Origin of the sequence: Methylomonas sp. AM2-LC (genome assembly GCF_039904985.1) — a bacterium.
In the GTDB taxonomy this organism is placed as follows: Bacteria; Pseudomonadota; Gammaproteobacteria; order Methylococcales; family Methylomonadaceae; genus Methylomonas.
In genome coordinates this window covers 4,962,308-4,971,665 of sequence record NZ_CP157005.1, presented here as the reverse complement: position 1 = coordinate 4,971,665, position 9,358 = coordinate 4,962,308, and the positions used below count along the sequence as shown (strand labels likewise).

The following is a 9,358-nucleotide window of genomic DNA, read 5'->3' as shown; positions in this document are numbered from 1 at the left end:
TGCATGTAAAGATCACAATTGAAAGGCATTGCATCATACCACAGAGCATTACCAGCGTATCTATTGACGCAATACATGGAGATATTTCACTTAGACTATTATCGTGAATTTAGGCGAATAATACTGAAAAAAGCATGTGTTTTAGCGCCGACTTACAATACCAGTTTCTAACCGCTAGGCAAATTTGCGATAATGACCGATTTTCTAAGCGAGTTGTTACATGTGGTTTAAAAATCTAGCTGTTTATCGTTTTACCGAGCCTTTTAGTTTAACTGCTGATGCTTTGGAACAAAAACTGCAACAACAGCCATTCCATGCCTGCGGAGGGCATGATGAATTCAGTTTTGGTTGGAGTTCTCCCTTAGGTAAAACATCGGAAGCCTTAGTACATACGAGTAACGGATTTATGATGCTGAGTGCAAAAAAGGAAGAGAAAGTGATTCCGTCCTCAGTGATTAATGAAATGCTGCAGGATAAAATTAGCGAAATTGAGGAGCAGGAAGCTAGAAAATTACCACAAAAAGAGCGTAGTCGTCTTAAAGACGAATTAATTTTCGAGTTGTTACCCAGAGCCTTTTCTTTTTCGCGTAAAACGTATGCTTATATCGATAGTCAGGGTGGTTGGTTAGTGGTTGATGCGGCCTCGCCTAAAAAGGCTGAAGATTTGTTGACACTGTTGCGTAAATGTTTGGGTTCTTTACCGGTAGTACCCATTACGGTAACAGGAAAACCAGCCAACATAATGACTCAATGGCTAATTTCGAACGTAACCCCAAAAGATATTTTGATCGAAGACGAATGTGAGCTGCGTTCTCCAGAAGAAGAAGGGGGCATAGTACGCTGCAAACGTCATGATCTTGCTCTACCAGAAATTAAAAATCATTTAGATACAGGTAAGCAAGTGATAAAACTGGCGATGAGCTGGTCTGAGCGTTTATCGTTTGTGCTGGATGAAAATCTGTCCGTGAAACGCCTTAAATTTTTAGATCTGATTCAAGAACAAGTGGCGGACATTGAAACCTATGATGAAATTGAGCAGTTTGATGCTGATTTTTCCATTATGACAGCGGAACTAGCTAATTTTTTACCGCGTTTAATTGAAATATTTAACACTGAGGGTTAGATAGAATGAAATTCAGATTAATTTTTAGCCTGTTACTGTCTGTCAGTCACTGCGCATTTGCAACTACGTTAAGCGCTCCTGACCGTCCCGGTGATAGTTTGATTGGTAGCCCACCTCATCAGGTCAAATATGTACCCGCCAAAGAGGAAGATACCCTGATTGATATTGCTGTTGAATATAAATTAGGGCAGGATGAAATTGTACTGGCAAATCCATCAGTGGATCGCTGGTTACCCCATGCGGGTACGCAGGTCAGGATACCCAACAGTTTTATATTACCAGAAGCACCCCGTCAGGGTATTGTTATCAATTTACCGGAAATGCGTATTTATTATTTTCCGGCGGATGTCAGTAAAGTGATTACTTATGCCATTGGTATTGGCAGGGAAGACGATTGGCGCACGCCTTTGGGCAGAACACAGATAGCCGGTAAAACCGAAAATCCATCCTGGACGCCGCCACCTTCCATTAAAGCAGAGCATTTGGCTGATGGCGATGAATTAAAACCTTTTTATCCGCCTGGTCCTGATAACCCTTTGGGATTGTATGCATTTCGTCTAGGAATACCAGGCTATATGATACATAGTACCAATGTGGTTAATGGGGTGGGGATGCGTGTCAGCCATGGCTGTATTCGTATGTATCCGCAAGATATTGAGCAATTTTTCCCTATGGTTAAGGTCGGTTCAGGTGTCAATATTGTTAATCAACCCATTAAAGTTGGTTGGTATCATGATACTTTATATTTGGAAGCTTATCCGCAGTTAGAGGAATATCCAGCCAGTTTTGAGCAACGTTTACACGCCGCATTAAGTTTAATTGAACGCGCAAATGGCGGGACTATGCCCGTGATTAAAGGTTCAATATTGAAAACAGCTATTGAGAAAGCCAGTGGTATCCCAATAGCGCTATATGAGCGTCCAACCACTGTTCCAGCGGCAGCTGTGCCAGCACAGTAGTTTTAGGGCATAAAAAAGCCCGTGAGCCAAAGACTCACGGGCTTTTTAAATCAACAAAACAAGTAATTAAACTTATTTATGTTGTGATTTTTTGAACATACGATCCAATTTGCTGTTGGTATCTTGCGCATATTGAGCAGCGCGATTAGCAGCAGCTTCAGCGGCAGCAGCTTTAGAAGATGCGTCAGCAGCAGAAGCTTTTGCAGCAGCGGCATCAGCAGAAGCTGTAGAAACTTTACCTTCTAAACTGCTAACTCTTGCATCTAAAGCATCTAAGTCTGAAGTGCTTGCGCAACCGGTTGCTAAAGCTGCGATTGCAACAACTGCTGATAATTTTAATGCTTTCATCATGGTTTTCCCCTTGATTGTGGTTTCAAAAATATAAAAATAAAAGACGTTGGTAATTGTCCAACATTTTTTGTGTTTTTACCAACATTATTTCACTGTAACAAGTGTTCCTTTTTCTACCCATTGACTTAATTGATCAATTTGATCGTTAGTCAGAGCTATACATCCATGCGTCCAATTCATGGATTTGTGGATGGACAAGTTGGCACTGCCTAAGCCATGTATACCAATTTGCCCACCCAAATTTGTATCTTGCGGTGGAATCTGTCCCGAAGATTGTGCGCGGGCTATTGATTCGTAAGTGTCTAAATTTATTTTACCTTTTTTTAAAGCATTGTCGGCGTGTTCTACATTTGGATAGGTTAATCCGTAGAATTTTCGAAAATTGCTGCTTTCATTTATCCAGCCAATTCGAAAGTTTCCTAAGGGCGTGACATCGTCACCCCGATGGTTTTTTTCGCCAGCCCCATTTCGACCTATAGCGATATTGTTGAGTACCGCAACGGTTTTATCGCCTTTTTTTATTTCCATGCTTAATTTTTCTGTGTCCACTAACAACCAAACATCAGGGTTAGCAATGCTTATACTGGGAATTAAACCCAGACACATCAACAAAAAGATAAAAATTTTATTTAACATGATAAACAATCTATAAATAATTAAAGATTTAGTGTAATTTAATAAGTTCTAATTGTCGCATTAAGGGTAGAACATGCAAGTAAAAACCTACACCACCACCCCCTATGATGATCAAAAACCGGGTACCTCTGGTTTAAGAAAAAAGGTAAAAGTTTTTCAAAAACCGGGGTATCTGGAAAATTTTGTCCAGTCGATTTTCAATAGTTTGGAAAATTTTCAAGGGAAAACTCTGGTTTTAGGGGGAGATGGCCGCTTTTTTAACCGTCAAGCTATACAGATTATCATAAAAATGGCTGCAGCCAATGGTTTTGGTGAATTAATCATAGGACAGGGCGGCTTATTATCCACGCCAGCTGCATCTAATATTATTCGTCAATATCAAGCCTTCGGAGGCATTATACTTTCAGCCAGTCATAACCCAGGTGGTCCAGATGAGGATTTTGGGATTAAGTACAATGTTAGTAATGGCGGTCCAGCACCTGAAAAATTCACAGATGCCTTGTATCAACAGACTAAAGTCATCACCAGTTATAAAATTGCCGAACTGGATGATGTGGATCTGGATAGTATCGGTGAATGGTCATTGGAAGGCTTGAAAATTCGTGTCATTGATTCGGTGGCCGATTATGCGCAATTGATGGCCAAAATATTTGATTTTGAGTTAATAAAGCAGAGTATAGCGGCTGGCTTAATCACATTACGTTTTGATGCTATGCATGCCATAACAGGCCCTTATGCCACCCAGATACTGGAAGGCATGCTTGGTGCAACAGCGGGTTCGGTATTTAATGCAGTACCATTGGAAGATTTTGGCGGTGGCCATCCTGATCCAAATATGGCACATGCTCATGAGTTGACGGAAATAATGTTTGGTGACAACCCACCGACCTTGGGGGCCGCTTCCGATGGAGATGGTGATCGAAATATGATTATGGGGGCCAATATTTTTGTTACTCCCAGCGATAGCCTGGCTATCATGGCTGCCAATGCACAATTGATACCTGCCTATGCCAAAGGTATCAGTGGTGTGGCGCGTTCCATGCCCACCAGTCAGGCGGTTGATAGGGTTGCGCAAGCCTTGAAGATACCCTGTTACGAAACACCTACTGGCTGGAAGTTTTTCGGTAATCTGCTTGATGCAGGCAAAATTACCCTTTGTGGAGAAGAAAGTTTTGGTTCAGGTTCCAACCATGTTCGCGAAAAAGACGGTTTGTGGGCGGTATTATTCTGGTTAAATTTAATTGCACGTAAACGTCAATCTATAGCAGACATAGTACTGGAACATTGGCAAAAATACGGTCGGGATATTTATTGTCGGCATGATTATGAAGCAGTTGATACCACTATCGCCAATGACATACTCGACTTTTTACGTAGCCAGTTACCCAATTTGCAAGGTAAAGTGTGGGGTGATTATGTGGTCAAGTATGCTGATGAATTCAGCTATACCGATCCTGTTGATCATAGTGTGAGTAGTCAGCAGGGTATACGTATCGGCTTTAGCAATGGTTCGCGTATTGTGTTTCGTTTGTCCGGTACCGGAACCATAGGTGCTACACTGCGCATTTATCTGGAAAGATACGAACGTGATGCACAGTCTTTATTACAGGATGCACAAGTTGCACTGGCAGAATTAAGTGATATTGCCGAACAACTCTGTCAGGTTAAGCAACGTACAGGTAGAACAGAACCCACTGTGATTACCTGAGATAACCGGCATTTGTCTATTGCTAGCTAAATCTCATCGTACTTCTAAACAGAAGTACGATGAGTAAGCCGTTAAGGGCTAGTTTCGTTCGTCAATGGTTCATGCTCTTTGCGGATTAACCAGTCGACTATCAGTGCATAGCTGGTGGCTAATAGCGTTGGCCCGATAAACACACCGATAAAGCCAAAAGCCAGCAATCCACCGAAGATACCAAAAACTATCAATACAAAAGGTAATTCCACTTCGCGGCTGATCAATATTGGGCGTAACCAGTTGTCTATCGTACCCACAAACAAAGAAAACCACAGGCTGATAAATATGGCCCAGCCTACTTCACCCGTAAAAAACATCCAGGCGGCAATGGGTAACCATAATAAGGTTCCAGCATTGGGGATAATCATTAAAAAGAACGAGACTGCACCCAACACAAAGGCATAGGGTACCCCGGCAATCATTAAACCCAGGATTGACGCCAAAGCCTGCACTAGTGCAGTACCTAAAATACCATAAACCACTGCACGTAAACTGGAGCGCACAATTTGTAAAATGCGCTGAGTCTGTGCGCCAGCCAAGCGCTGTAAAGCAATGATGACATGCTGGATGACATCCTCACCATCACGATAGAAAAAATACAGCACTAAAATGGCCAAACTCATATGCCCCAACTGCCCTAGTAAATTGATACTTTGTTCAAGTAACCAGCTGCTGACGCTTAAGGCATACTGTCGGCCAAAATTAACAAGTTTACTGGAGTCTTCCCCTAATTTTTCCCATGTTTGGCTTGCATATTCGCCTATTACAGGTAACTTACCTAACCAGATTGGACTTTCTGGCCAGCTATGGGCATGTGCATTTAGCCATTGTGAAATAGTGTTAATATCATCACTTAAGCTAAAGGCAGCAGCAACAAAGGGGGTTAGCAATAAAATGCTGATGGGAATCACCATAGCACTTGCGGCCCAATCAGGGCTAAGTTGCCAGCTTCGCAATTTGGCGTATAAAGGCCAGGTAACAAAGCAAAGTATTGCTGCCCAGAGAAAGTCGAAGATAAAAGGTTGCATTACTTCGTAACAAGTAAATAGCAAGAGACTAAGTGCCGCAAGGCTGGCTAGTTTTTCGAAGCGAAAATTCTGTGCAAACATGATGTAGTTCTACAGTTTTGGAGTGGTTACTGAAACAATAAATAGCATTTAAGCCATTCAATATGACGTCACTATGACAAGGCTAAATTTGGTGAATTGTTAATCTATCAGCGATAGGTTTAATGTAAGTGATAATAATTTTGAAATTTGCTGAATAATTACGTTTGAAAGGTAAGATATCGATAATTTTGTAATACTTGGTTTATAAGTCTTCAGAAACAAGTCGGTATGTAAACGAAGTTTTGGTTCGTTCATTCTATTCCTGCTTCAACTGGAGACATCTAAATCCAACTATGTAAAGCAGAGCATAGTGATTTTTTGTCACTAATCTGCCGGGTTTTTTATAATTAAAAGCAATGAGCTATAGGATGGTAAATAAAGTGAAGCGTATCTGTCGCGATTGATGCGCCTCCTAGCGTCGGCACATATATGGACTTCCCCCCTATTGCAAGACAAATTTTACCAAAATGAATGATTTCAAAAGTAATCAAGATTGCCGCCATATATTCGGTTTCAATTAGAGGTTGATTAATTTAACCACTGAACCTTGATGAACGTATTCGCGCGCTATTTCCACAAACATCCTAACGATTTTTAAAATCTATGTGCTTGAACGGGATAAATAGCACCGGTCTGACCTGTTGTTATCATCAATTGGATTTACTTGCCTCCGCAATCTGTTTTACTCTGTGTTACACCATTCACTTTTAATCATATCAACTGAGGGTTATCCACGCCTTACCCAACACCGGAACCCTTCTATCACGTGTAGGTGTTGGGTAAGGCGTGGATAACCCGGCCTACACGCTACGACATGACTACATCGGCGGACCTAACCTCATACCTCTTATTTTGTGTAGCCATTACCCACAAAATTCGGGCATTTTTATTGGCCAGTGCGACGGCCGCTTTGTTAAAACCACGTCGTTCAATTAGCGCCTGCAACCATCGACTTAGCGAGTCTGTTTTACCTTGGCAGTTTTTCAAGACTGATCGGGCGCCGTGAATCAGTAAAGTTCGCAGATAGCCATTACCTCGTTTACTGATACCCAACAACACCACCTTGTCACCACTCGTGTGCTGTTTGGGTACAATGCCTAAACTGGCTGCATAATTTTTGCTTTTGGTATAGCCTTTACCGTCCCCTATATCCGATGCAGCCATAGTAGCCGTAATGGCTCCTATACCTGGAACCTCTACAAATCGTTGACATAATTCGCTCTGAATACAGAGTTGATCAATCTGCTTATCATACTCTTTGATCGTTTTATCCAATTCCTTGAGTTTTTCAAGCTGTTTGGCAAACAGATTTCGACTGATCACGCTTAAACCATTCTCAGCATCTTCAATAATTTCAGTGAGGTGCGTTCTGAGCTGATTGATGCCTATAGGCAGCACAATTCCCCACTCACCTAAAAAACCCCGAATTCGATTCGCCACCGCCGTCCGTTCATCCACTGTACTTTGACGCAATCGATGCAGCATTTGAATATCTTGCTGCTCAAGCGTCTTAAGCGAAACTGTTCGTCTTTTCGGTTGGTGTGTTGCCGTCCAAATAGCCTCTGCATCGTTATAATCATTTTTATTGCCCACCACAAACCCTTTCACATAACGGGCATTCAGCAATACCACTTCATGCCCCAGTTTCTTGATTTCTCGCGCCCAATAATGCGAGCCTCCACAGGCTTCCATACCAATGATACTGACTGGCAAGTTCGCTATGTACGACAATAAATCCGCTCGCTTTACTTTCTTTTTAATCTGTTTCAGTTCAGCATTAAAACTCACCAGATGAAAAATGTTTTTTGCTAAATCTAAACCAATTACGTTATTCTTGATCATGGATTTCTCCTTACCCTTGTTTATTTGCCAGGTGCATTATGACACCGTTAGGGGTGGGGAGAAGTCCATGCCATCATCCTATATGAATGTGCTTTACGGAATTTTTTTATAAATCATTAATATCAAAATAGAGTTTTTAGAATTTAAGGTAAATTACATGAATCAGGACAGGTCGTTTATTGCATTAAATATAGCGGTTTTGACCGTGTCAGACACCCGCACCGAAGCAGATGATGCTTCTGGACAAATATTGGTAGCAGGTTTAACCCAAGCCGGTCATCATCTCTATGCAAAGCAAATAGTCATTGATGATATTTATCAAATAAGAGCGGTTGTCAGTGCATGGATTGCGGATGCCGCTGTCAATGTCATTATAACTACCGGCGGAACTGGTGTTACCGGCAGAGATGGTACCCCAGAGGCTGTTACGCCATTACTGGATAAGGTACTGGATGGATTTGGTGAGGTATTTCGTATGCTGTCGTATCAAGATATTAAAAGCTCTACCATGCAATCTCGGGCTGTGGCAGGGGTAGCGAATGCCACTTATATCTTTTGTGTGCCGGGTTCTACAAGTGCCTGTCGCACTGCTTGGGATAGTTTGATTAAAGAACAATTGGATTATCGCACCCGACCATGTAACTTGGTGCAATTAATGCCACGTTTACTGGAGCAATAATGCGCTTACCTTTTTTATTTTTAGCCGCAACTAGCGCCTTTATCGGAGTGGCAATGGGTGCCTTTGGCGCGCACGCAATGAAAAATATGCTTTCCGATCATGCAATGGATGTTTATAAAACAGCGGTTAGCTATCAAATGTGGCATGCCTTGGCGCTGGGTCTAATAGCTGTGCTGCCTAAACAGCGTATATTAGATTGGGTAGGCATTTTATTTGTAGTTGGTATCCTGCTTTTTTCAGGTAGTCTATATTTACTGGTAATATTCAATATACATTGGATTGGATTTGTCACGCCGTTTGGTGGCGTGGCGTTTTTGGCTGCCTGGGGCTTATTAGCTTATGCGTCATTACAAAAAAATCAGGAGTAAGTTATGGATAAACCACCCATTAGACCTTCAGTAACGCCTAGTGCAAGCAGCAAAGGGAGTACTCGAAATATGCGAGATTTAGAGTCCCATGATGAGAAATTACCCGTGGTTCCAGAAGATGGTTTACTGAAAATATTGCATTTTGTTATACATTTTGCGGTACGTATTCTTGCTATATTGATGACTTTTGTCATTTTATGGGGTGTAATTGATGTCATTAATGTCATCTATCATCGGGCTATTGCACAACCCTTTTTGCTGTTAAGAGTTGCCGATATACTGGCCGTGTTTGGCTCTATCATGACAGTACTGATTGCGGTAGAAATTTTTATTAATATCACTCTCTATATCAAACGTGATGTATTACCGATTAAAATGGTCATAGCTACCGCCTTGATGGCGATATCCCGAAAAGTGATTATGCTGGATTTAAAAGATGTTGAACCCCCTTATATTATAGCGATTTCAACCGTTATCGTTGCTTTGGGTTTGACCTATTGGCTAATTTCATATAAACCTGTTCCAATTAAACAATCAGAAGAGCGCTAAT

The 9,358-nt window shown here is 41.6% G+C and carries 10 protein-coding genes; 6 read left to right on the top strand and 4 right to left on the bottom strand.

Translation table 11 applies throughout. From position 1 onward, the window contains the following. Positions 1-220 precede the first annotated feature (220 nt). Together rdgC and ABH008_RS22365 are read left to right on the top strand one after the other, a co-directional pair. Positions 221-1,123 carry a recombination-associated protein RdgC gene (gene rdgC, locus ABH008_RS22370; protein WP_347987821.1) on the top strand — a complete coding sequence of 301 codons (903 nt, stop codon included), beginning with the start codon at positions 221-223 and terminating at the stop codon, positions 1,121-1,123. A gap of 5 nt (positions 1,124-1,128) precedes the next feature. After that, a complete protein-coding gene (locus ABH008_RS22365) occupies positions 1,129-2,082 on the top strand; it encodes a L,D-transpeptidase family protein (protein WP_347987820.1) in 954 nt (317 codons plus the stop codon). A 72-nt stretch (positions 2,083-2,154) separates the two neighbouring features. Here the strand turns inward: ABH008_RS22365 and ABH008_RS22360 are convergent, their stop codons facing one another. Together ABH008_RS22360 and ABH008_RS22355 are read right to left on the bottom strand one after the other, a co-directional pair. Next, entirely contained in the window at positions 2,155-2,433 is a 279-nt protein-coding gene (locus ABH008_RS22360) for an Lpp/OprI family alanine-zipper lipoprotein (protein WP_347987819.1), read from the bottom strand. 84 nt (positions 2,434-2,517) lie between these two features. Then, on the bottom strand, positions 2,518-3,069 hold the full coding sequence (locus tag ABH008_RS22355) for a L,D-transpeptidase (protein ID WP_347987818.1): 552 nt from the start codon (positions 3,067-3,069) through the stop codon (positions 2,518-2,520). A gap of 73 nt (positions 3,070-3,142) precedes the next feature. Between ABH008_RS22355 and ABH008_RS22350 the strand changes: the two genes are divergently transcribed. Continuing rightward, positions 3,143-4,777 (top strand): alpha-D-glucose phosphate-specific phosphoglucomutase, encoded by a 1,635-nt coding sequence (locus tag ABH008_RS22350; protein WP_347987817.1) that lies wholly within the window; start codon positions 3,143-3,145, stop codon positions 4,775-4,777. A 71-nt stretch (positions 4,778-4,848) separates the two neighbouring features. Here the strand turns inward: ABH008_RS22350 and ABH008_RS22345 are convergent, their stop codons facing one another. Together ABH008_RS22345 and ABH008_RS22340 are read right to left on the bottom strand one after the other, a co-directional pair. Further along, positions 4,849-5,919, bottom strand: coding sequence for an AI-2E family transporter (locus tag ABH008_RS22345; RefSeq protein ID WP_347987816.1), 1,071 nt, complete (start codon positions 5,917-5,919; stop codon positions 4,849-4,851). Positions 5,920-6,726: 807 nt separating this feature from the next. Next, entirely contained in the window at positions 6,727-7,761 is a 1,035-nt protein-coding gene (locus tag ABH008_RS22340) for an IS110 family transposase (protein ID WP_347985910.1), read from the bottom strand. 157 nt (positions 7,762-7,918) lie between these two features. On the opposite strand from ABH008_RS22340, the gene moaB reads away from it, so the two are divergent. The 3 genes from moaB to ABH008_RS22325 are packed head-to-tail and all read left to right on the top strand — an operon-like array spanning position 7,919 to position 9,357. Continuing rightward, positions 7,919-8,440 (top strand): molybdenum cofactor biosynthesis protein B, encoded by a 522-nt coding sequence (gene moaB, locus ABH008_RS22335; protein ID WP_347987815.1) that lies wholly within the window; start codon positions 7,919-7,921, stop codon positions 8,438-8,440. After that, the gene (locus ABH008_RS22330) at positions 8,440-8,808 is read left to right on the top strand and encodes a DUF423 domain-containing protein (RefSeq protein ID WP_347987814.1); all 369 of its coding nucleotides are present in this window, start codon (positions 8,440-8,442) and stop codon (positions 8,806-8,808) included. The genes moaB and ABH008_RS22330 overlap by 1 nt, the downstream gene beginning before the upstream one ends. A gap of 3 nt (positions 8,809-8,811) precedes the next feature. Continuing rightward, on the top strand, positions 8,812-9,357 hold the full coding sequence (locus ABH008_RS22325) for a phosphate-starvation-inducible PsiE family protein (RefSeq protein WP_347987813.1): 546 nt from the start codon (positions 8,812-8,814) through the stop codon (positions 9,355-9,357). Position 9,358: the final 1 nt, after the last annotated feature.